The organism is Hydrotalea sandarakina (genome assembly GCF_003254115.1).
Lineage (GTDB): Bacteria > Bacteroidota > Bacteroidia > Chitinophagales > Chitinophagaceae > Hydrotalea > Hydrotalea sandarakina.
Genome location: NZ_QKZV01000007.1, coordinates 46252 through 69295 on the forward strand (window position 1 = coordinate 46252; position 23044 = coordinate 69295).

Sequence of the window (23044 nt, forward strand, 5' to 3'; positions counted from 1 at the left end):
GTATTAAAACATCTAAAGCAACGATAAATATATGAGTGTAAAAAAAATCATTCTTCGTTTTTTGCTTGTATTACTGGCTATTTTTATCATTATTCAATTTATTCGCCCTGCTAAAAATCAATCAACAACAACTTTACCTACCGACATTAAGTTGCATTACCCGGTTTCGGCTAATGTTGAAAGCATTCTTGCAAAAGCCTGTTATGATTGTCATTCCAACAACACTCGTTATCCTTGGTACAACAATATACAGCCTGTTGCATGGTTTTTAGATGATCATGTTCGTTCAGGGAAAAGACATTTGAATTTTAGTGATTTTACTTCCATGCGTGTAGCTAAACAATACAAGCGGATGGATGATTGTAAAGAACAAATTAAAGAAGGTGAAATGCCTTTAGAATCTTATACATTAATCCATCGTGATGCCATATTAACCGATGCAGAGAAGGATACTTTGTATAATTGGTTTGATGCTGTTCGCGATTCAATTAAAGCGCGCTATCCGGCAGATAGCTTAGTAATGCCCAAGCGTAAAAAATAAATTTTAAGTCATTTACAACCGTAAGGTCAATGATTTTGTATCGTTGGCCTTTTTTTATTGTATTTTGCAGTATGGTTATACATACTGCTAAGTTTTTATTATCATCACCTTCATTTGATAAATGCCCTGTCGCCAATAAGCCGGAATATGCATTTATTGGTAGAAGCAACGTAGGAAAATCATCGCTAATAAATATGCTTACAGGGCAAAAAAATTTAGCTAAAACTTCATCAACGCCGGGGAAAACACAACTCATCAATCATTTTTTAATAGAAAGCAGCAATGTTAAAAAGCAAAAACAACAATGGTATTTGGTTGATTTGCCCGGATATGGTTACGCTAAACGTTCACAAACCGACAGAAGAAGATGGGAGCAAATGATTGAAAATTATTTGCGTAAACGCCCTAACCTGGTGCAAGTAATGGTTTTAATTGATAGCCGCCATACCCCTCAAAAAAATGATTTAGCATTTGTAAACGATTTAGATAAATGGGAAGTACCATTTAGTTTAGTGTTTACAAAAGCAGATAAAGAAAAACCAGCTGTTGTTCAAAAAAATGTACAGTTATTTCTAGATGCATTAAAAGCTACCTGGCAATTTTTACCTCAAGTGTTTATTACGAGTGCAGAAAAAAAAACAGGCAGGGAAGAGCTGTTAGAATTTTTTGAACAAAATAATTTAAGAGTAGCAGAGAATGATATGATTGGTTGAGCCAAATGAATTGAAATAGGGGCAAAAAAGTCAGTGCAGCTTTGTTTAAGCTGCCGAAAGGGTTTTAATAGGATTCCTTTTATTTAATTCACTACTTTATCTGCGCAGCAACTGCTGGCAAATGCTTCAGGTTTGGCTTTAAAGGCAAAGCCCATACCTAAAATGTAGCCCATTGCTTCTTTTAAAGCATCGTTACTTTTAAAGCCGGGATTGGTGTTAATATCAGCATGTACTTCCATTTCAACATCCCAAGCAATAAATAAATCGCATAATTCATAGGCTACTTCTATGCTTTTTGCAACCTCTAGTAGCATACGTTCTTTAATGTGAAATTTTTGCTTGGTCTTTTCATTGTGAATGTACATGAAGCCGCCATTGTGTTCGCGTAAAAAAACAATTACTGTAGCAAATTCAGTGTCGGCTCCTTTTACCTGGCTATCCGTACCAATGCAAACTTTTAATTTAGTTCCATGGGCTCTTTCTTTTTTTATGGCTTCTTCAACTGCTTTTTTAATGGGCAATTGAATGTTCTCGCCATTAAATTTTCTCCAGTGCATAAAAAATAGGTTTTTTGAAATTACGGTTTTTTATATTCAAAAACCATTAATTTATTATTAACTACCTATTTTTTGCTTTCAAATAATGAATTTAAACCGCTTTGCTTTGTTTAAAAATTGGGTTTCTCCTCTTTGGTAAAAAGCTTTTCTTTCATTTTGGCATCATGCCTGTAAATGTCTTTTCTAAAATTTAATTGACCATTGGCATCAACCCATGCCGTAAAATAAACAATGTAAACATTGATTGGTGTATTGAGCGTTACCCATTTTTCTTTTGGCAAATGCATTAAACTATCTAATACTTTACTGGTGTAAACAGTTGCAGTGTCTGCACTTAATAAATACTGAGCAAATTTTTTGGGGTTACTAATGCGAATACATCCATGGCTGAAAGTACGGGTGGTAGCATCAAAAAGTTCATGATTTGGGGTGTCATGTAAATAAATATCAAAATTATTAGGGAATAAAAATTTTACTAAGCCTAATGAATTTTTGGGTCCGGGTCGTTGGCGAACAACAGGCAATCCGTTGCTTGTGCCGGTAATTTCCATGTTGTTTTTTGCTAAATAATTCGGATCTTTTTTCATGCCGGGTAAAATTTCTTTCTGCACAATACTCGGTGGTACATTCCAATAAGGGCTAAAAACAATATACTTTAGTTTTCCATTGAAAATGACGGTATTGTTGGTGGTTTTGCCTACAATAACATTCATGTTAAACAATTCTTTTCCGTTTGCAAACACATGAAGCTTATATTCGGGAATATTCACTAAAACATAATTGCTATCTGTTTCTGCGGGCATCCATCTAATGCGTTCCAGGTTAATAAGTATTTGTTTAATGCGTTCTGCTATGGGAACATTAAGTTGTTCTATAAGGTTTTTACCAATAACACCATCTTCCAATAACCCCATTCTTTTTTGAAAATGTTTTACGCCAACATATAATGAGCTGTCGAACGTTTCAGTTGAATCGTTGGTTGGCAGATCGCCCAACAAATAAAGACGATTTTTTATGTCTGCAATAATGGGTGATGCTGATTTTAATTTCAGTAATTGCTTTGGGTAAGGAATAGTATCTGTGGGGTATGTTTTTTGTAACCTCATATACTTTTCCAAATAATCTTCCAGTAAATTATATTGCGAATTCAATGGAATATAGGGGCCACCATTTTTGTATTTAATGGTTGAATCTAGCAATGCCGTTAAGTTTACTTTCTTTCTTGGAATGAACCATCCTAAAGAAGCTGCGTCAATATCACTTCCGGAATAATTTTGTGCTGCATAAGTAAAAAATTCTCCCGTTAATAATAACTCTGTTTGTAATATGGTTTGCTTAGAAACATGATTTTTATTTTGTATAATTTTTTGATAATTTTCATTTAGTTGTTGGTTAAATAAACTACTGTCTTGTAAATGTGCAATACTATTATTCAGCAGGTTCATTAAGTTGGCAGCCTGTTCAGTAATACCTGTGCTGTCAAACCAGGCATATTCATAATTGCGTTGCTTGTAAAAATCGCTGTACTGTGAGGCAAATTTTTTAAAATTGGGTTGGTTATTTAAAAAGCTTTGAAGTTGTGCACTATCAAAAAACAAATTATTAAATGAAGTAAATGAAGTAATAGTTGTGTCGCGAAATATTTCTTTTATTTTAGCATTATTGCATGAGGTGACAAAGTTTATTAAACAAATAAATAATGCAATAGTTATGGCACGAAAGGAATACCATTTTAAGGATAATGTTGAGTAAATAATCTTATTCAAAGTGTATTGTAATTTTAAAAGAGGAATAAGAATTTTGTTTCTGTAAAGTTGGTATATATGCCTAATCATATTGCTATTAATTCAAAATGGATAATGTTGCTGCAACAATTCCTGCTGTTTCTGTTCTTAAGCGTGTATTGCCTAAACTAACGGGAACGAATTGATGTTGAATGGCAAGGTTAATTTCTTCTGCAGTAAAATCGCCTTCCGGTCCAATTAAAATCAATATTTCTTTTTCGTTACTGAAAGTTTGAATGGTTTTTTTTTCGCCTTCTAAACAGTGTGCTATGAGTTTACAAGTTTTTGGGTATTCAACAATATTTTTAAAAGCCGTAGGATTATGTAAAATGGGCAACCAACATTGTTTGCTTTGCAACATAGCCGCTATAACTATTTGTTCCATTCTTTCATTTCTAAAATGTTGTTTTTCTGTTCGGGTGGTTAGAAGTGGAATTATTTCGTACACGCCCAATTCTGTAACTTTTTCCAAAAACCATTCAAAACGGTTGGTGTTTTTTAATAATGATAAACCAATGCTTACTTTTTTGGTACGTGGCGAATGTTGTTCTACATTGGTTATCATTGCGTAGGTATTTTTTTTATTGGTATCGGTTATTATTGCGGTAGCTGAAAGGCCTTGTCCGTTTGTAAGTAAAATTTTTTCACCGGCCTTCATTCGCAGTACCTGTGCGCAATGCTTATGGGTGGTACTGCTTAAACAAAATGCTTGGTTAACTTGTGGTATTGTTTGTTCAAAAAAATAGGGTAAATCCATAATTACAAGGGTCGTAAAAATTAAATTTCGATAAAAATAAAAGTTATTTGCCATGCCAACAATAATATGAAACAATGATTTTTTTTATGTTCTTACTATGAAAAAGCTTATGCTTATTCATTTTTACTCATCTCAAGTTTTTCCCTAATTCACCGATTATTTAAAATATTTAGAAAAACAGGCAACTGTTAACATTTTTTTACGCCTAACTTAGCAGCCTTTAGTGTTTTTTTGCACTCTATAATTAAACAAATATTTATGAGGAAGTTACTGATCGTTATCTTTTGCCTATGTACAACCGCATCTTTTGCACAATTAAAGTTAGGATTGCAAGCAGGTTATAATAGCAGTGGATTTATTGATAAAGGAAGTGATGTACAATATTTTGATCTTTCCCGCATTGCTACTTTTCAAGCCGGCATTGTTGCAGAACAAAGTTTGAATAAACATTTTTCTGTTAGTTCTGGATTAATTTATTTCCAAAAAGGTGGACAAAAAGATAAAACTATTTTTGCTGTAACGGGTGCCAGCACTGTTTCTAAATTGAATTATATACAAATTCCTTTAAACATAGAATATAAAATTCCATTCCATAAAAACTGGAAAGCAATTATAGGTACAGGCTTATATGGTGCTGCCGGTTTATCGGGCACTGAAAAGGGTTCAGATGAGGAAATTTCTGGTAATATAACTCCCCTAGATAATAAAGTAAAGTTTTCAAATAATCCTTATTACACAGCAGGTATTACTTATGTTAAACCTCTTGATTTTGGCTATAATGTTTTAGTTGGTATAGCCTACAATAACTTTGAATTAAAAGCTACTTTAAGTAATGGCTTTGCGAACATTTATCCTACCGGCAGCACACGTTTTGCTAATAGTGTTTTTGGTTTTACATTGGCTTATCTTGCTCCTTGGAAATAGTTAATAGCATTTGTTATTCATACAAAAAAAGAGGCATTCTATTTAAGTATGCCTCTTTTTTTGTTCTTTATTTGTAAATAGAAATGAGTTTTAAAATGGTGGTTCTTCAAAACCTTCATCAAAATCGCCACCGTTCATTTTACTTCCTTTTTGAATGTATAATTTGCCCCCCTCTTCACTACTGCTTCCCGGTACAGTTCCCGGTCTTAACTGCTTCCAATTACTTTGTTGAAATTCGGAATCGGGCACTTCTTCAAACTTTTGTATTTCCAAATGTGCTTTTAGTTTAATGGTTTCTAATGCCCCATTTCTATGTTTAGCGATACGAATATGTGTTTCCCCTTTTGTACTTTCACCCATTTCATTGGCGCCAATTTCATAGTACTCAGGTCTGTAAATAAACATTACCATATCCGCATCCTGTTCAATGGCTCCTGATTCTCTTAAGTCACTTAATTGCGGCATTTTACTTTCTTTTCTTGTTTCTACCGCACGACTTAATTGTGATAGTGCAATAATGGGTATTCCTAACTCTTTTGCTAAAGCCTTAAGGTTTCTGGAAATGGTGCTAATTTCCTGTTCTCTATTGCCATTTCTATCACCGGTTCCACTCATTAATTGCAAGTAGTCAATAATAATTAACCCAACATTATGTTTGTTTACTAACCTGCGTGCTTTGGCTCTAAATTCAAAAATGTTGAGTGCAGCAGTATCATCAATAAACAATGGTGCTTTCTCTAGTCGCTTAATACCTTTTGTGTGCAGTTGTTGGTATTCATAGTCTTCCAATTTTCCTCTAGAAATTTTTTCAATAGGAATTTCACTTTCGGCACTTAAAATACGTTGTACTAATTGTGACGCACTCATCTCCAAACTAAAGAAACCTACCCCAACAGGTTTAATGGGGTTTAATGCAGCATTTCGAGCAAGGTTCAAAGCAAAAGCGGTTTTACCTACTGAAGGGCGTGCTGCTAAAATTATTAAGTCGGTATTTTGCCATCCATAAGTAATTCTGTCTAGTGAATGAAATCCACTTGGAACGCCTGAAATATCTTCTTTTCTTGTTCTTAATTCATCAATTCTATTAATGGTTTTTGCCAATACATTGCCAATGTCTTCAAAATTCTTTTTTAAATAATTGTTGGTAATGTTAAACATTTTGGTTTCACTGTCATCCAGCAAATCAAAAACGTCGGTGCTGTCTTCATAAGCATCGCTAATTATTTCTCCACTAATTCTTATCAATTCACGTTGAATAAATTTTTGAAGAATAATTCTGGCATGCGCATCAATGTGTGCGGTGCTTACCACTGAGTTGGTTAGTTTGGTAATATAATAAGGGCCACCCACCAATTCCAGCTGGTCTTTTCTTTTTAATTCCTCTACTACCGTTAATATGTCAATGGGTATTCCCCTTTGTTGCATATCCTGCATGGCAGTGAATATAATTTGGTGGGCTTCAACATAAAAACATTCCGGTTTTAAGTTGGTATCAATTAAACTATCAAAAGCACTTTTTTCCAACATAATAGCACCTAATACGGCTTCCTCCAATTCACGAGCTTGTGGGGGTATTTTGCCAAACACCATTGTGCTTAAATCGGAAGTGGTTTTTCTTCTTTTTTTATCTCTGTTGATATTAGAAATATCCATAAAAGGAGTGTGTTTGAAATAGTAAAAGTTTAAGTTTGGTTCAATGCGTAACAATTTTCTTTTGTTAAGGAATTGTTACCTCATTGGGTAGGGGTGCGAATATAATGGTTGAAAATTGTTTGCAAATCTTTTTTTCACTTTAATTTTCAATCTTTTTCATCCACATTTCATGCACCTAAATTTCCTACTTATTCACACGAATTTCGTATTTATTCTACTGTATTTAATGGTTTGTGCACAAAAAACAAAATTTTCGTACGTTCAATGCACATTCAATGTGCATAAAGAAATTAATCCTAAAAATTTATTTTTTAGCATTTTATTCGTAACTGTCCAATGACATATTTGTCTGATTACAATTTAATTTATTGTTTAATATTTTTTATTCTGCCATTATTATTGTAATTGAAAAAATTACTGACATAATATGATGCCTGAAGTGTTTTTTTAAAAATTTCAGTTACGGCATTGCAACAAGTATATTTGCGCTTATTATAGCAAACTTGTTGAATACATGACCATTAGTTATAACTGGCTTAGCAAATACTTACCTAAAGCCATTGAGCCCGAGAAATTAGCTGTTATTTTAACTGCCATAGGGTTAGAAGTTGAAAAGGTTTCAACTTTTGAAACTATACCCGGGGGTTTAGCCGGCATAATTGTGGGCGAAGTACTTACTTGTGAACCTCATCCCAATGCCGATAAATTAAAAATAACCACTGTTAATGTTGGTGCTGAACAACCTTTACAAATTGTTTGTGGTGCTCAAAATGTGGCTGCCGGTCAAAAAGTGGTAGTAGCCCCGGTGGGTGTAACCATTCATCCATTTAATGGTGAGCCTGTTACTATGAAAGTGGCTAAAATAAGGGGTTTGGAAAGCCATGGAATGATATGTGCAGAAGATGAAATTGGGGTTGGTACCAGCCATGCGGGTATAATTGTTTTAACTACGGATGCAAAACCGGGCACCCCTGCGGCAACTTTATTTGAAACTTATCAAGATGTAATTTTTGAAATTGGTTTAACCCCTAACCGAATGGATGCTATGAGCCATTTGGGTGTGGCAAAAGATGTATGTGCCTATTTAAGCCACCATCAAAAAAAAGAGGTAAAAGTAAAATTGCCTTATCAAAACTCATTTAAGGTTGATAATAAAGAACTGCCAATAAATGTATTAATTGAAAACGAAGAAGCTTGTCCTCGTTACAGTGGCATAACCATTAGTGGCGTAAAGGTTGGCCCATCGCCAAGTTGGCTGAAAAACAGTTTACAAGCTATTGGCATCCGCTCTATTAACAATGTAGTAGATGTTACTAATTTTATTTTACACGAAACAGGACAGCCTTTACATGCTTTTGACGTAAAGGCAATTAAAAACCAAACTGTTATTGTTAAAACCTTACCTGCGCAAACGTCTTTCATTACCTTAGATGGTAAAGAAAGAAAACTACTGCCAAATGATTTAATGATTTGTAACGGTGCCGGTGAGCCTATGTGTATAGCCGGTGTTTTCGGTGGTGCTGAAAGTGGTGTTAATGAAGCAACTACCAATGTTTTTTTAGAAAGTGCTTGTTTTAATCCTACCTACATTCGCAAAACATCTGTTGCACATCAATTACGAACTGAAGCTGCTACCCGTTTTGAAAAGGGGGTGGATATTTCCGGCACAGTACAGGTATTAAAAAGGGCTGCTTTACTTATTAAGGAAGTAGCAGGCGGTACCATTAGTTCGGATATTGTAGATGTATATCCCAATCCACTTTCTAAAAATGAAATTGCGCTTAAATATCATTATCTAAAAAAACTTAGTGGTAAAAATTATCATCCGGACACAATTAAAAGAATATTAACTGCCTTGGGTTTTGAAGTAGTAAAAGAAGGTATTGATGAAATAAGATTAGCTGTTCCATTTAATAAACCCGATATTACTTTACCGGCAGATGTGGTTGAAGAAATATTGCGAATTGATGGCTTGGATAATATAGATATTCCGGCAACCATAACCATTACTCCTGCATCAGAAACCCTTGGCTTCAAACATCAATTGCAGCAGAAATTGGCCAATTATTTGGCGGGGCAAGGTTATCATGAAATTGTAACAAATTCTATAACCAATAGCCAATATTATTCCGAAAAAACTTTGCAACACACGGTTGCCATGTTAAACAGCTTAAGTGCCGATTTAAATGTAATGCGTCCTTCCATGTTAGAAACGGGATTGGAAATTATTGCTTACAATCTAAATAGAAAAAATAATAAGTTGCGTTTATTTGAATTTGGAAAAACTTATTTCAGTAATGAGGTTGGAAAGTATGTGGAGACTGAGCATTTGTCATTATACCTAACCGGAAAAATAACCGATGACAATTGGCAACATAAAAATAAGCCTGCTGATTTTTATGAAGCAAAAGGTATTGCTACTGCAATATTGCAATGGTGCGGTATTAATGAATTGCAATGGAAACAAGATGCCAGCAATCCACAAGCACTAAAAATTTGTTCAGGAAAAAAACAATTGGGCAGTGTTGAAGTGGTACCCCATGAAATAACATCAAAATTTGATATTAAGCAAACCGTATGTTTTATTGATTTTGATTTTAATATGCTGTTACAATCAAATGCCAATTTGAGTATTACTTATAAAGAAGTTCCCAAATTTCCTGCTGTTCAACGCGACTTAGCATTGGTGGTTCCCAATAACACCGACTATCAAATGCTTGAAAATATTGTGCAAAAACTTAAGCTTAATAAGTTAAAGCATATGCATGTGTTTGATGTATTTGAAAATGAAAAGTTAGGTAACAATAAAAAATCAGTTGCTATTAACTTCACATTTTTAGATGAAGAAAAAACATTAACTGATAAGCAAATTGATGCTATGATGCAAACACTTATGCAGGCTTTTGAGCAAGAGGCACAAGCTTTAATTAGAAAATAAGGTATATGCAACAGGTTAATGAACAAATAAACAGGTTACAGCAAAAAATTCAAGAGTTGTGGCTATATACACAAAAATTAACCCGTGAAAACCAGCAATTGAAAAAAGAATTACAAGTTGCCAATGCTGAAAAGGCAGAATTACTGACCCAAATTGAAGCATTGCAACAAACTAAAACGGCCTTGCAAATTGGTGTAAACACATGGAATGAATCAGACAAAGCGGAGTTTGCGGAGAACATCAACAAATATTTAAAAGAAATTGAACATTGGTTGGGTGTATTAAAATCTGCCTAAATGGAAACATTAATTACGGTAAATGTTATTATAGCCGATAGAAATTATCGCATTAAAATACAGCCGGACGACGAGGCTGTATTGCGAAAAACTGTTAAAATTATAAATGATAAAATTAAAGAATACAAACAGGTTTTTGCCGGCAAAGACATGCAAGATTATGTAGCCATGGTTTTATTATGGCTGGCTACCGAACAAACCAAATCACCATTACCTGTTGCCGAAGAACAAACCATTACTCAATCGTTGCAGCAATTAGAAACATTGGTAGATGGGTTCTTAAATCAAACACAATTGTAATAAAGCACCGCGTTTCAAAGAAAGCGTGTAACAGGTACACAAACACTCACATAAATTATATATCTTCGCAAATTAACTTCATAATAATTATCTGAACAGATAGTTGGAGGAAGTAAAATGAAAGCGTTTAATTTTAAAAATAGCAACCACAATGGATCAAACAATTATATACATCATAATTGGTATACTGGCTTTAATTGCAGGCATTTTTGCGGGTAAGCTAATATTTTCAAAAAACACCCAAAGCAAAATTGAAGAAGCTAATTTTCAGGCACAAACCATTATTAAAGAAGCCGAATTAAAGGCTGAAAATATTAAAAAAGAAAAATTATTAGAAGCCAAAGAAAAATACGTTCAATTAAAGTCAGAATACGATAAAGATGTTTTAGAGCGTAACCGTAAATTAGGTGAGGCTGAAGCGCGTATTAAGCAAAAAGAAATTACAATCAATCAAAAAGAACAAGCTTTAGATAAGCAGTTGAAGGAAAATGAAGTAATTAGGGCCAATCTAAATCGCCAAATTGAGGTAGTAAATCAAAAGCGTACAGAATTAGAGAAACACCAAGAAGAGCACATTAGACGGTTAGAAAAAATTGCTGCATTAACTGCTGAAGAAGCTAAAGCACAATTAATTGAATCGTTAAAGTCGGAAGCACAAACCCAGGCTTTGGCATTACAACAAGAAATTATTGAAGATGCCCGTGTGAAAGCGAATAAAGAAGCACGAAAAATTATTATTCAATCCATTCAACGTACCGCAGCTGAACAAACCATTGAAAATACAGTATCTGTATTCAATTTAGAATCTGATGAAATAAAAGGTCAGATTATTGGTCGCGAAGGAAGAAATATTCGAGCCATTGAAGCCGCTACCGGTGTTGATTTGATTGTTGATGATACCCCGGAAGCTATTGTACTTTCATCGTACGACCCATTACGCAGGGAAATTGCCCGTTTAAGTTTACAGCGTTTAATTGCAGATGGGCGTATTCATCCGGCGCGCATAGAAGAGGTAGTAGAAAAAACCCGTAGACAATTGGAAGAACAAATTATTGAAATTGGCGAAAGAACGGTAATAGAATTGGGTATACATGGCTTGCATAAGGAATTAGTAAGAATAGTAGGAAAAATGCGTTTCCGTTCTTCTTATGGCCAAAACCTGTTAATGCATAGCCGCGAAACAGCCAATTTGTGTGCCATTATGGCCAGTGAACTGGGCTTAAACCCTAAATTGGCAAAACGTGCCGGTTTATTGCACGATATAGGAAAAGTGCCGGATGAAGAAACTGAATTAAGCCACGCTTTATTGGGAGCTAAACTAGCTGAAAAATATGGTGAAAATCCGGCTGTGGTGAATGCCATTGGTGCCCACCACGATGAAATGGAAATGCTGTATGTAATTTCACCTATTGTACAAGCCTGTGATGCCATTAGCGGTGCTCGTCCCGGAGCTCGCCGCGAAATGATGCAACAGTATATTCAGCGTATTAAAGACCTTGAAAATCTGGCCCAGGCCTATCCCGGGGTTGAAAAGGCCTATGCCATTCAGGCCGGAAGAGAATTACGTGTAATTGTGGAAGCCGATAAAGTTACCGATAGTGAAAGCGATAAGTTAAGTTTTGAAATTGCCCAAAAAATTCAAACCGAAATGACTTATCCGGGCCAAATTAAGGTAACGGTAATCCGCGAAAAACGCGCAATTAATGTTGCCAGATAAATAATTTAAAAATTCTGGTTGGAATTTAAAATTTTCTGTTACCTTTGCCGTCCGCAAAAATAAAAGTTATGAGCGAAGCAGTTCAATTTGTACATGAGCAGTTAATTGCCAAAAAAGAATATCCGAAGTTTAAAAGCGGTGATAACATTACCGTAAACTATAAAATTATTGAAGGAGGTAAAGAACGTATCCAAAGTTTTAGGGGCGATGTGTTAAAATTGCAGGGTACAGGTGCTACTGCAACTTTCACCGTTCGTAAAATTTCAGATGGTGTGGGTGTTGAAAGATTATTCCCCTTCTATTCACCTAATATTGATTCAATTGTTTTGAACAAGAAAGGTAAAGTACGCAGAGCTAAATTGTACTATTTAAGAGAGCGTAGCGGTAAAAGTGCCCGTATTAAAGAAAAACGTTTCTAATATTTTAGCAATAAATTTGAGGCGGAAGTTGTTAAACTTCCGCTTTTTTATGCCGTCTTAATCAAACTTAATTCATAACTAAATTTTTAGTACAAAATTTTGTACTAACTTTACCCTCTTAAATTAAATTTTTATGGCAAATTTAGGAATGCCCGAACTGATTATCATTTTAATTGCAATCCTGGTATTATTTGGTGGTAAGAAAATACCTGAGTTTATGCGTGGTTTGGGTAGAGGTATTCGTGAGTTTAACGATGCAAAAGACAACGTTAAAAGAGAGTTACAAGAAGGAATGAAAGAAAAAGACTCAGAAACCGCTACCAAGTAATTATTCACCATTTTCATTTTTGCAAGGGTTTTGTTTACATTTTCCACTATTGCTCAATACCACAATGATTTATTGAATGGCACTACTACTTGTGTGGATGCTGTTCGTTATTATTTGCAAAATATTGGTAAACACGCTTCGCTGAATGCATTTATTGAAGTTTTTGAAGAAGAGGCACTGCAACGTGCTTCTTCTTTAGATGCTGAACGTAAGTCCGGAAAAACCTTATCGCCGCTGCACGGTGTAGTTGTTGCTATTAAAGATGTGATTTGTTATGAAAATCATGCAATTACAGCCGGTTCCCGTATTTTAAATTCATTTACCTCATTGTTCTCAGCAACAGCAGTTCAACGATTGCTGGATGCGGGTGCAATTATTATTGGTCGCAATAATTGCGATGAATTTGCAATGGGTAGCACCAATGAAAATTCAGCTTATGGGCCCGTTCGTAACGCAGCAGATGTTAGTAAGGTACCCGGTGGATCTTCCGGTGGTTCTGCAGTGGCTGTACAAGCCAATATGTGCATGGTAAGCTTGGGGAGTGATACAGGTGGTTCTGTACGACAACCTGCAGATTGGTGTGGTATAGTTGGATTTAAACCCACTTACGGGCGTATTTCAAGACATGGATTAATTGCTTATGCATCCTCTTTCGATCAAATTGGCATTTTTTCCCACAATGTTTCCGATACTGCCCTTGTGTTAGAAATAATTGCCGGGGCCGATAATTTTGATAGCACTGTTTCAAGTACACCTGTTCCCGCTTACAGCCAATTATTACATCACACACCCTATAAACCCATTAAAATTGCCTATTTTAAAGAAGTTTTTGAACACGATGGGTTAGATGTAGAAATAAAAAAAGCATTTCACGAATATGTGGGGCAACTTCGTCAAAAAGGTTATATTGTTGAAGCAGTTCAATTTCCTCTACTGCAATACATTGTTCCTACTTATTACGTATTAACTACTGCAGAAGCTTCCAGTAACTTATCTCGCTATGACGGTGTTAAATATGGTTTTCGTGCTGCTTTAAATGAAAATGACGATTTAACTGCTTTATATAAAAAATCGCGTACACAAGGCTTTGGGAAAGAGGTTAAAAGACGCATTTTATTGGGAAGTTTTGTTTTAAGTGCCGGTTACTATGATGCGTATTTCTCAAAAGCACAGCAAGTAAGAAGATTATTGGTAGAACAAAATGATGCCATTTTTGAGCAATACCAGTTCATCTTATCACCCACTGTTCCTACCACAGCATTTAACTTGGGCGAAAAAAGAACGAATCCTGTTGAAATGTATTTGGCCGATATTTATACCGTATATGCTAATTTGGTGGGGATCCCCGGTATTTCCTTGCCTTTATTTAAACACAGCAATGGGTTACCGTTTGGTATGCAATTAATGGCACCACAATTTAAAGAAGCTGATTTATTGGCACTTAGTCAACAGTTGTTAAACGCTAAGTAGTTATAAATATTTTCGCAATCGGTATTAAACAAGTCAAATATGTTTAAACCAGTATTACATATTTCTACTGTTACCCGATCACTAATAATTATTGCTTTCATTTCTTTATCCTCAATTTGTGCTGCAGAACAGCTTGCAGTTGATACTGCCATTGCTCCGGCACCTGCCTTTCAAACATTACTTGCTTCTAATGGCCAACTGAATAACAATATTCCTATTCCTTTGCCCACACAAATGGCTTCATTCTATCAACAATATGTGGCTAAACAAGGTAATGAATTGTTGCAAATGAAATTTTGGGCTAAACCTTATTTTGATTTGTATGATAGAATTTTAAGTACTAACGGACTGCCCATTGCGTTGAAATATTTAAGTGTTATTGAAAGTCACTTACAGCCTAATTTGGTTTCATGGGCCGGTGCGGTTGGCCCCTGGCAATTAATGCCCTATGAAGCCAGTAGGTTTGGTTTGAAGAATAATGCAGCTGTTGATGAAAGAACAGATTTTACAAAAAGTACAATTGTTGCAGCAAAATTATTGAAAGAGCTATATGCAGAGTTTGGGGATTGGTTATTAGTAATTGCTGCTTATAATGGCGGTGCAGGAAGGGTAAAAGAAGCCATACAAAAAGCAGGTTCGAATAATTTTTGGAAGCTGCAATATTTTTTACCGGAAGAAACCCGTAATCATGTTAAAAAATATATTGCTACGCATTATTTGTTTGAGCAGAATGGAGGTATTACAACTTTAACAGCTGCAGAAGTACAGCAATATCTTAATCAAACTCAACAGCGTGTTGATATTGCCAATGACAGTTCTTTATGTGCCATTGAAATTAAAGGTCATTATAATACAGAGGTAATTTGTAGTTATTTAAAAATAGCATCTGACTATTTTTATAGGCTTAATCCCAATATCAATAATCAATTAGCAACAGGTAAAAAATATATTATGTATTTGCCGGTTTCTAAAAAAGAACTTTTTGAAAAAGCCAAACAACAAATTTTAGAGCAATCCATTCAAATGCTGTTGAATGCCAAACCTAATTTTTAATAAAAAGATTGGCCATAGCTGTAGCTTTTAGCAAACATTCTTCATATTCTTGTTCCGGTTTACTTTGTGCAGTTATACCACTTCCAACCGCATAACTCAGCGTTGTGTTAGCGGCATTATATTGTAAACTTCGAATAACTACATTAAAATCAAAATCTTTTTCCGGTGTAAAATAGCCCACACTTCCTGAATATAAGCCTCTATTAAAGTTTTCATATTGTTTTGTTAGTGATAATACTTTTTCTTTTGGTGCACCGGTCATTGAACCCATTGGAAAAGTAGCTTTTAATATTGCGCTAAAAGCAGTTTGCTGCCTTAATTCACCGGTAATCGTACTAATCAATTGATGCACTTGCGGATAACTATATATTTCACATAGTTCCGTTACCCTAACGGTACCGGATTTACATATTTGGCTTAAATCGTTTCTCACCAAATCAACAATCATTATGTTTTCACTTCTTTCTTTATTTGATTGTAACAATGTTTGTTGCAATTTTTTATCTGCTTCAGGGTTAGATAGGTTTCTTGCTATGGTTCCTTTAATGGGGGATGAGTATAAATGATTGTTTTGTTTACATAAATACCTTTCCGGACTGGCACACATTAAATACAAGTTGTTTAATTTGTAATAAGCACTGAAAGGCATGGGCGACAAAGCATTTAGTGCCAAATAGGTTTCAGCAGGTGATATATGTGCTTCCTTAGCAATCCACTCCGCACAAAAATTTATTTCATAACAATTGCCCTTTTGTATTTCATTTAACAGCAATTCAACCGTATTATAATATTTTGTTTTTGATATATTGGGTCGAAAGCTAATGTTTGTTAAAGATGGTTTACTGGCATGTAAGTTTACTTCAGTAATCTGCTCATAAATACTATCCGGATGGCTTAGTGCACTATGTATGGTGAAAGTTTTTTGTTGAAGCGTGCAAACAACTTCCGGCTGAAAAAAATAAAAATCAGGGAAGGGAACGGTGGCTATTTGGTTTGATTGGATGTTGGGCGAAGAAAAGATTTGGTCTTTCAAAGAAAAACTTAAATGTCCAAAAATCCAATCATTATGTTCAACTAACCAGTTATCTAACAGCGTTAGTTGTTTAATTGCTCTTGTATCGGTTAAAACACCTGCTGCAGCTAAGAGTTGAAAATTCGATTGGCTTTGCTGATAGTGATTACTATCAAAAAAACAACAAACAGTAAACTGATTTAGCCAGTGTACTATTTGTTGTTTCAGTAGTTCAGGATTTTGTACCTGATAATGTTTCGTTATTCGGTTCACAGCAGGTTTAAAGGCGAGGTACGATTAAAAATCGTCATCGTCATCAAAATCATCCTTGTCATCAAATAAATCGAACTCTTTAAAATCTTCATCAATTTTAAAGTCGTCGTCGTCATCATCTTTTGATGATTTCTTTTTAGAGCCACCTGCTTTTTTACTTGATGATTTGGGAATGTCAAATTCATCGAAGTCGGGATCCCAGTCATCATCTTCTTCTGGTTTTTCCCAATCATCTTCTATTTCATCCTCATAATCATCGTCATCATCATCTTCAATTTTTTTCTTTTTTGAAGAAGCTGCTGCAGATTTTTTTGGTTTTACATCTTCATCATCTTCATCAAAATCATCATCTTCTTCAATTTTCTTTTTTGAAGATACTTTTTTACTACCCGTTTCAGGTACTTTTTTGTTGGGTTCGGATTTTTTATCCTTATCAGATCTTGCTGCCATATTCTAATAAGATTAATTGCTGTAAAATTTCAAATCAATTTTATATCAACCAAATTTTTTTTTATTTTTTTACAGAGTAATGATTTGTTCACGCTCCGGTCCGTTAGAAACGTATTTAACAGGTGCATTTATAAATTGGTTTATGAATGCAATGTATGAAGACATGTTAGTTGGTAAACTTGCTGCTTCTTTTAATTGTGTAATATTGGTGTTCCAACCTTTAAAATGTTCATATACCGGTTCAATGGGTGCATGCATCATTTGGTAAGGAACTTCAGCAATTTGTTTACCATTTATTTTATATGAAGTACATGCCTGTAAATCAGTAAAATTATCTAAAACATCGGCCTTTGTCATTACAACTTTTGTAACGCCATTAATCATACAGGCATAACGTAATGCTACCAAATCAATCCACCCGCAACGTCTGGGACGGCCTGTTGTTGCGCCAAATTCATTTCCAATTTTGCGCAGCAGTTCTCCGTTTTCATCATTTAATTCAGTTGGAAACGGACCGCCGCCTACACGTGTACAGTAAGCTTTTGTAACACCATATACATCATTTATGTGGCGGGGCGCAACACCAAGTCCGGTGCATACACCTGCCGAAATGGTGTTAGATGAGGTAACAAATGGGAAGGTGCCAAAATCAATATCCAACATACTACCCTGAGCCCCTTCTGCTAATATTTTTTTCCCTTTTGAAATTTGCTCATTAATGAAATATTCGCCGTTAACAATGTTTAAAGTTTTTAAAAATTCAACGGCTTCAAAAAATTCTTCTTCCCAGGCAGAAATATCTTCATTGAAATTAAAGTTATCTAACAGTTTTTGATGTTTCAACCTTAGTTTAATGTATTGACTGGTGAAATTTTTATGGAATAAATCGCCTACGCGAATGGCATTGCGTCCGGTTTTATCCATATATGCCGGACCAATTCCTTTCAATGTTGAACCAATTTTGCTATCGCCCTTTTGCATTTCACTGGCTTTATCCAAAGCGCGATGCGTAGGTAGAATAACATTTGTACGCTGTGATATAAATAAATTCTTTCTATAATCAATGCCAAATGATGCAACTATTTCGCATTCTTTTTTTAGAATAACCGGATCAAGCACTACACCATTTCCTATTATGTTTATGGAATTTTGGTGAAAGATACCCGATGGTATTTGATGCAGAACCACTTTTTTACCGTTAACATATAAGGTATGACCTGCATTGGGACCGCCCTGGAAACGGGCTACCACTTCATAGTTAGGTGCAAAGAAATCTACAATTTTTCCTTTGCCCTCGTCGCCCCATTGTAAGCCGAGAATTACATCAACCATAGTTTCAGTTTTAGGATGCCGCAAATGTAAGCGATGGATGCAATGATTATTACAATAACATGAATTAAATATTTTTTTGCAATCTGCTTTTATGATTTATGTACTTGTTAAATGATGAAAATATTTCAATTAACAATTGTTTGTTTGTAATTGTTATGCCCTGTATTTGATAAACCCAATTGGTAAGATGGAATAACTGTGATGGGAATTTTTGAAGAAATTATCTAACACATATTATTGATTATCTTCTGTATCAAAACGATCAATGCTTTGAATGCCTTGCAATTGTTTTAAACGTCTCACCAATTCTTCCAATTCTTCTTTATCGTGCACAAATACTTTTACAGTGCCTTGAAACAAACCCTCGGCCGATTCAATGGTCAAGGCAGCAATATTAATTCGTAAATCGCCACTTATAATATTGGTTATTTTGTTAATAACTCCAACATCATCTAATCCAACAATTTTTAAACCGGTTAAGAAAGAAATTTCTTTATTTTTCGCCCATTTTGTTTTCACAATTCTGTGTCCATAATTAGCCAGTAATTGTGCTGCATTGGGACAATTGGTGCGGTGTATAATTAAACCTTTTCCGGTACTAACAAAACCAAATACATCATCGCCGGGTATGGGGTTACAGCATTTGGCTAATGAGTACATAATTTTATCGCTGCTTTCACCGAATATAATTAATTCACTATCTTTTTTACTGAAGGTTTTTTGAGGGGGTGCTTCAGCAGGTATTTCAGCAGGTAAAATAATTTTTGGTTTGGGTGCTTCCAATTTATCGCCTAATACATGAAATTCTTTCAGCTCACGTAAATCAATTTGTTTTATGGCAATTTTATACAACAAATCCAGGGATGAAGGTAACTTGTAAAAATGCACCAATTCATCAATATTGGCATTGTTGTAAGCTGCACCCATATTTTCCAGCTTACGCTGTAAAGTGTATTTGCCTTCATCGGCAATTTTTCTTTTTTCTTCTCTTAATGCATCTTTTATTTTGGCTTTAGCTTTGGCTGTTACCACCATATTCAGCCAGTCTTCCGATGGTTTTTGCTTATTGCTGGTAATAATTTCAACCTGATCGCCACTGCGTAATTTATGGCTAATGGGTACTAGTTTGTGATTTACTTTGGCACCTATACATTTTGAACCTACGGCTGAGTGAATGGCAAAAGCAAAGTCTAAAGCAGTGCTGCCGGTGGGCATCATTTTAACATCTCCTTTGGGTGTGTAAACATAAATTTCTTCGGCAAGAAAAGAAGTTTTAAAATCCTGTAAAAAATCAACCCCATCGGTATCTTGTTGCGCAAGTACTTCTCTTATCTGGCTAAACCATTTATCAAATCGGTCTTCATCATTTTTTTCTTCTTTGTATTTGTAATGAGCGGCTAAGCCTTTTTCGGCAATTTCATTCATTCGTTTGGTACGTATTTGTACTTCTACCCATTTACCATGCGGACCCATAACGGTGGTGTGTAAAGCTTCATATCCATTGCTTTTGGGATTACTGAGCCAGTCTCTTAATCGTTCAGGCGATGGCGTATAAGCATCGGTAATTACTGAATACACTTTCCAACAATCTTCTTTTTCTTTATCGGGGGGAGAGTTTAAAATAATTCGTATGGCAAATAAGTCATATACTTCTTCAAAGCTTACCCCTTTTTTCTTTATTTTATTCCAAATTGAGTGAATGCTTTTCGGACGCCCTTGAATTTCAAAGTCAAAACCTAATTGTTGCAGTTTTTCTTTTATGGGTTTAATAAACTCGTTAATGTATCGGGTACGTTCGCGTTTTGTTTCAGCCAGTTTACGGGCAATTTCTTTGTAAGCATCCGGTTCCATGTATTTCATGGCCAGGTCTTCCATTTCGGTTTTAATGTTGTATAAACCCATTCGGTGCGCTAATGGCGCATATACCCAAATGGTTTCCGATGAAATTTTAAGTTGTTTTTCGCGCTTCATGCTATCTAATGTGCGCATGTTGTGTAAGCGATCGGCCAGCTTTATTAAAATTACCCGTGGGTCATCGGTAAGTGTTAATAATATTTTTTTGAAATTTTCGGCTTGCTGCGAGGTATTGGCATCCATTACCGTGGCAATTTTTGTTAAGCCATCTACAATGCGTGCAATTTCATTGCCAAATTCCCTTTCAATGTCTTCAAGGGTAATATCAGTATCTTCTACGGTATCGTGTAAAAGTGCACAAATAGTGCTTCTAACCCCTAAACCAATTTCTTCTACACATATCATAGCCACTGCAATAGGATGTAAAATATAGGGTTCTCCACTTTTACGTCGCATGGTTTTGTGCGCTTCGGCAGCCATTTCAAAAGCATGACGAACCAATTCTTTATCACCTCTCTTTAATTTGGGGCGTAAACATTTTAATAATGCCCTGTAACGGCGTAAAATTTCTTTTTTTTCCTGCTCTTCATTTAAGTTGTAAGCAGGGGGTGTATTATCCACTAATGATTTTTCTATTGCTTGCTCATTATCCATAACCCTACAAATTTACAAATAATAACAGTGGTTTTGGGCATTCGTTAAGCTGTATTACATTTTAAGGGCGTTAATTTTCAACTGTGGTAAACATAGGCGAGCGATTATTGTTAATTTTGCCGACAACATGCAATCGAATTCTAAAAAATCATCTTTTAATTTTTCTTTATTAGGCAGGGTATTACTTTTTGTAAAACCTTACAGGGCTGTTTTTTATGGAAGTATTTTGTTAGCCATTTTAATGGCTTTTTTTGCACCTGTTAGGCCCTATTTAATACAATTAACAGTTGATGAGGTTACCGGAAAACATCCTCATATTCCGCAATGGGTGCATTGGTTTACCGGCAATAGTGCATTGCAATCTATTACGGGGTTTATTATTGCCGTTACCATTTTTCAAATTATATTCTTATTGATAGAAACCATAGTGCGGTTTTTATTTACCTTTTTAACGGCTTGGTTAGGCCAACATGTGGTGAAAGATTTACGGGTAACGGTTTATAATAAAATTTTGCATCTTAATCTTACACAGTTTGATAAAACACCCATTGGAACGCTAACAACCCGCACCATAAATGATATTGAAAGCATTAATGATATATTCAGTGATGGACTGATACCCATTTTAGCCGATTTATTAACCATTTTAATAACCCTGGCTACCATGTTTTGGATTGACTGGCGCTTAACCCTGGTAGCTTTAATTCCGTTTCCAATTTTAATTATAGCCACTTATTATTTTAAAGAAGCTGTTAACAAAAGTTTTATCAGGGTAAGAAATGCAGTGGCGGCTTTAAATGCTTTTGTACAAGAACATATTACCGGCATGCAAGTAGTTCAATCGTTTGCCGTTGAAGATAAAGAGTTTGAAAAATTTAAACACATTAATCGGGAGCATCGTAATGCAAACATTAAAGCCATTTTTGCGTACAGTGTATTTTTTCCAATTGTAGAAATAGTATTGGCATTAAGCTCCGCACTAATAATTTGGTGGGTAGCCAATAGGGCAATCGCTTTTACAGGGGGTACACCTGTTAATTTCTCAGGTAAAATAGTGTCATTCGTTTTATTCATGAACCAAATTTTCAGGCCCTTAAGAGTTATAGCTGATAAGTTCAACGTTTTACAAATGGGAATGGTAGCTGCCGAACGCGTATTTAAAGTATTAGATAATACCGATGTTACTCAAAATACCGGTAAACATGCTCCTGATACTATACAAGGTAAAATTGATTTTAAACATGTTTGGTTTGCCTATATTGATGAGCAATATGTGTTGAAAGACATTGACTTTTCTATTAATGCCGGAGAAACCGTGGCCATTGTTGGTCATACCGGAAGCGGTAAAACTTCCATTGCCAGCCTTATGAATCGCCTTTATCATATTCAAAAGGGTAGTATTTTAATTGATGATGTAAAAATAGAAGATTACAGTACCGAAGCTTTGCGTAAACATATAGGGGTGGTTTTACAAGATGTTTTTTTGTTTTCGGGCTCAATTATTGACAATATTACCTTACATAACCCGGCCATTACTCGCGAACAAGTAATAAATGCAGCAAAAATGATGGATGTGCATGATTTTATTATGCGCTTACCCGGCGGGTATGATTTTGACGTGAGAGAGCGAGGTAATACACTAAGCTTAGGCCAAAGGCAAATATTTTCTTTTATTCGAGCTTTATTGTATAACCCTGCTGTTTTAATTTTAGATGAGGCCACTTCTTCAATAGATAGTGAAAGTGAGCAGTTAATTCAAAAAGCAATTGATACCCTTATTGCCGGTCGAACTTCCATTATTATAGCCCACCGCCTTTCAACCATTAGAAAAGCCCACAAAATTATTGTGTTAGATAAAGGGGTAATAAAAGAAATAGGCACCCATGAAGAATTGCTGAATAATGGCGGATTTTATGCTCGTTTGTATGAAATGCAGTTTGAAAAACATACTCATTCTATAGTAACCAGCAATGGTATGTAACTTTTTTTAACCAAAAATTCAGGTTGCAACTGTTTTTT

Annotated in this window: 20 protein-coding genes; 12 read left to right on the forward strand and 8 right to left on the reverse strand. The window is 35.1% G+C overall.

Going from position 1 to position 23044, the window contains the following annotated elements:
* Positions 1–31 precede the first annotated feature (31 nt).
* Positions 32–541 carry a heme-binding domain-containing protein gene (locus LX80_RS10780; RefSeq protein ID WP_111296320.1) on the forward strand — a complete coding sequence of 170 codons (510 nt, stop codon included), beginning with the start codon at positions 32–34 and terminating at the stop codon, positions 539–541.
* 71 nt (positions 542–612) lie between these two features.
* Entirely contained in the window at positions 613–1254 is a 642-nt protein-coding gene (yihA, locus tag LX80_RS10785) for a ribosome biogenesis GTP-binding protein YihA/YsxC (RefSeq protein WP_111296565.1), read from the forward strand.
* Positions 1255–1337: 83 nt separating this feature from the next.
* On the opposite strand, the gene LX80_RS10790 is transcribed toward yihA, so the two are convergent.
* The 3 genes from LX80_RS10790 to LX80_RS10800 all read right to left on the reverse strand — a co-directional run bounded on the left by LX80_RS10790 (position 1338) and on the right by LX80_RS10800 (position 4352).
* Entirely contained in the window at positions 1338–1811 is a 474-nt protein-coding gene (locus LX80_RS10790) for a ribonuclease H-like YkuK family protein (RefSeq protein ID WP_111296321.1), read from the reverse strand.
* Positions 1812–1921: 110 nt separating this feature from the next.
* Positions 1922–3577 (reverse strand): L,D-transpeptidase family protein, encoded by a 1656-nt coding sequence (locus LX80_RS10795; RefSeq protein ID WP_170120444.1) that lies wholly within the window; start codon positions 3575–3577, stop codon positions 1922–1924.
* Between the two features lie 76 nt (positions 3578–3653).
* Entirely contained in the window at positions 3654–4352 is a 699-nt protein-coding gene (locus LX80_RS10800; protein ID WP_111296567.1) for an RsmE family RNA methyltransferase, read from the reverse strand.
* A gap of 258 nt (positions 4353–4610) precedes the next feature.
* Between LX80_RS10800 and LX80_RS10805 the strand changes: the two genes are divergently transcribed.
* Positions 4611–5276 carry a porin family protein gene (locus LX80_RS10805; RefSeq protein ID WP_111296325.1) on the forward strand — a complete coding sequence of 222 codons (666 nt, stop codon included), beginning with the start codon at positions 4611–4613 and terminating at the stop codon, positions 5274–5276.
* Between the two features lie 90 nt (positions 5277–5366).
* Here the strand turns inward: LX80_RS10805 and dnaB are convergent, their stop codons facing one another.
* A complete protein-coding gene (gene dnaB / locus LX80_RS10810; RefSeq protein ID WP_111296327.1) occupies positions 5367–6929 on the reverse strand; it encodes a replicative DNA helicase in 1563 nt (520 codons plus the stop codon).
* Between the two features lie 514 nt (positions 6930–7443).
* Between dnaB and pheT the strand changes: the two genes are divergently transcribed.
* From pheT to LX80_RS10850, 8 genes are all read left to right on the forward strand, one after another.
* Positions 7444–9867 (forward strand): phenylalanine--tRNA ligase subunit beta, encoded by a 2424-nt coding sequence (pheT, locus tag LX80_RS10815; protein WP_111296329.1) that lies wholly within the window; start codon positions 7444–7446, stop codon positions 9865–9867.
* A 5-nt stretch (positions 9868–9872) separates the two neighbouring features.
* Positions 9873–10163 (forward strand): hypothetical protein, encoded by a 291-nt coding sequence (locus tag LX80_RS10820; protein ID WP_111296331.1) that lies wholly within the window; start codon positions 9873–9875, stop codon positions 10161–10163.
* On the forward strand, positions 10164–10463 hold the full coding sequence (locus LX80_RS10825) for a cell division protein ZapA (RefSeq protein ID WP_111296333.1): 300 nt from the start codon (positions 10164–10166) through the stop codon (positions 10461–10463).
* 151 nt (positions 10464–10614) lie between these two features.
* Complete coding sequence (rny, locus tag LX80_RS10830; RefSeq protein WP_111296335.1) at positions 10615–12180, forward strand: ribonuclease Y; 1566 nt, start codon at positions 10615–10617, stop codon at positions 12178–12180.
* Positions 12181–12248: 68 nt separating this feature from the next.
* Positions 12249–12599, forward strand: coding sequence for a 50S ribosomal protein L19 (rplS, locus tag LX80_RS10835; RefSeq protein WP_111296337.1), 351 nt, complete (start codon positions 12249–12251; stop codon positions 12597–12599).
* A gap of 133 nt (positions 12600–12732) precedes the next feature.
* The gene (locus tag LX80_RS10840; protein WP_245898043.1) at positions 12733–12927 is read left to right on the forward strand and encodes a Sec-independent protein translocase subunit TatA/TatB; all 195 of its coding nucleotides are present in this window, start codon (positions 12733–12735) and stop codon (positions 12925–12927) included.
* 30 nt (positions 12928–12957) lie between these two features.
* Positions 12958–14397 (forward strand): Asp-tRNA(Asn)/Glu-tRNA(Gln) amidotransferase subunit GatA, encoded by a 1440-nt coding sequence (gene gatA, locus LX80_RS10845; RefSeq protein ID WP_111296339.1) that lies wholly within the window; start codon positions 12958–12960, stop codon positions 14395–14397.
* Between the two features lie 39 nt (positions 14398–14436).
* Positions 14437–15450, forward strand: coding sequence for a lytic transglycosylase domain-containing protein (locus tag LX80_RS10850; RefSeq protein ID WP_111296341.1), 1014 nt, complete (start codon positions 14437–14439; stop codon positions 15448–15450).
* On the opposite strand, the gene LX80_RS10855 is transcribed toward LX80_RS10850, so the two are convergent.
* From LX80_RS10855 to LX80_RS10870, 4 genes are all read right to left on the reverse strand, one after another.
* On the reverse strand, positions 15440–16735 hold the full coding sequence (locus tag LX80_RS10855; RefSeq protein WP_111296343.1) for a chorismate-binding protein: 1296 nt from the start codon (positions 16733–16735) through the stop codon (positions 15440–15442). The genes LX80_RS10850 and LX80_RS10855 overlap by 11 nt on opposite strands.
* Positions 16736–16759: 24 nt before the next feature.
* Complete coding sequence (locus tag LX80_RS10860) at positions 16760–17185, reverse strand: hypothetical protein (protein WP_111296345.1); 426 nt, start codon at positions 17183–17185, stop codon at positions 16760–16762.
* 69 nt (positions 17186–17254) lie between these two features.
* Positions 17255–18517, reverse strand: a complete 1263-nt coding sequence (locus LX80_RS10865; RefSeq protein WP_111296347.1) for an adenylosuccinate synthase — start codon at positions 18515–18517, stop codon at positions 17255–17257.
* Between the two features lie 234 nt (positions 18518–18751).
* A complete protein-coding gene (locus tag LX80_RS10870; protein ID WP_111296349.1) occupies positions 18752–21025 on the reverse strand; it encodes a RelA/SpoT family protein in 2274 nt (757 codons plus the stop codon).
* Between the two features lie 127 nt (positions 21026–21152).
* Between LX80_RS10870 and LX80_RS10875 the strand changes: the two genes are divergently transcribed.
* A complete protein-coding gene (locus LX80_RS10875; protein WP_111296351.1) occupies positions 21153–23006 on the forward strand; it encodes an ABC transporter ATP-binding protein in 1854 nt (617 codons plus the stop codon).
* Positions 23007–23044: the final 38 nt, after the last annotated feature.

Bases quoted from the DNA above. Each gene is read 5' to 3' on its own strand.
- LX80_RS10875 (WP_111296351.1), top strand. From the start codon at position 21,153: ATGCAATCGAATTCTAAAAAATCATCTTTTAATTTTTCTTTATTAGGC.
- LX80_RS10865 (WP_111296347.1), bottom strand. From the start codon at position 18,517: ATGGTTGATGTAATTCTCGGCTTACAATGGGGCGACGAGGGCAAAGGA.
- LX80_RS10840 (WP_245898043.1), top strand. From the start codon at position 12,733: ATGGCAAATTTAGGAATGCCCGAACTGATTATCATTTTAATTGCAATC.
- LX80_RS10860 (WP_111296345.1), bottom strand. From the start codon at position 17,185: ATGGCAGCAAGATCTGATAAGGATAAAAAATCCGAACCCAACAAAAAA.
- LX80_RS10820 (WP_111296331.1), top strand. From the start codon at position 9,873: ATGCAACAGGTTAATGAACAAATAAACAGGTTACAGCAAAAAATTCAA.
- LX80_RS10825 (WP_111296333.1), top strand. From the start codon at position 10,164: ATGGAAACATTAATTACGGTAAATGTTATTATAGCCGATAGAAATTAT.
- LX80_RS10805 (WP_111296325.1), top strand. From the start codon at position 4,611: ATGAGGAAGTTACTGATCGTTATCTTTTGCCTATGTACAACCGCATCT.
- LX80_RS10800 (WP_111296567.1), bottom strand. From the start codon at position 4,352: ATGGATTTACCCTATTTTTTTGAACAAACAATACCACAAGTTAACCAA.
- pheT (WP_111296329.1), top strand. From the start codon at position 7,444: ATGACCATTAGTTATAACTGGCTTAGCAAATACTTACCTAAAGCCATT.
- rplS (WP_111296337.1), top strand. From the start codon at position 12,249: ATGAGCGAAGCAGTTCAATTTGTACATGAGCAGTTAATTGCCAAAAAA.
- LX80_RS10790 (WP_111296321.1), bottom strand. From the start codon at position 1,811: ATGCACTGGAGAAAATTTAATGGCGAGAACATTCAATTGCCCATTAAA.
- LX80_RS10850 (WP_111296341.1), top strand. From the start codon at position 14,437: ATGTTTAAACCAGTATTACATATTTCTACTGTTACCCGATCACTAATA.
- LX80_RS10780 (WP_111296320.1), top strand. From the start codon at position 32: ATGAGTGTAAAAAAAATCATTCTTCGTTTTTTGCTTGTATTACTGGCT.
- dnaB (WP_111296327.1), bottom strand. From the start codon at position 6,929: ATGGATATTTCTAATATCAACAGAGATAAAAAAAGAAGAAAAACCACT.
- LX80_RS10870 (WP_111296349.1), bottom strand. From the start codon at position 21,025: ATGGATAATGAGCAAGCAATAGAAAAATCATTAGTGGATAATACACCC.
- yihA (WP_111296565.1), top strand. From the start codon at position 613: ATGGTTATACATACTGCTAAGTTTTTATTATCATCACCTTCATTTGAT.
- rny (WP_111296335.1), top strand. From the start codon at position 10,615: ATGGATCAAACAATTATATACATCATAATTGGTATACTGGCTTTAATT.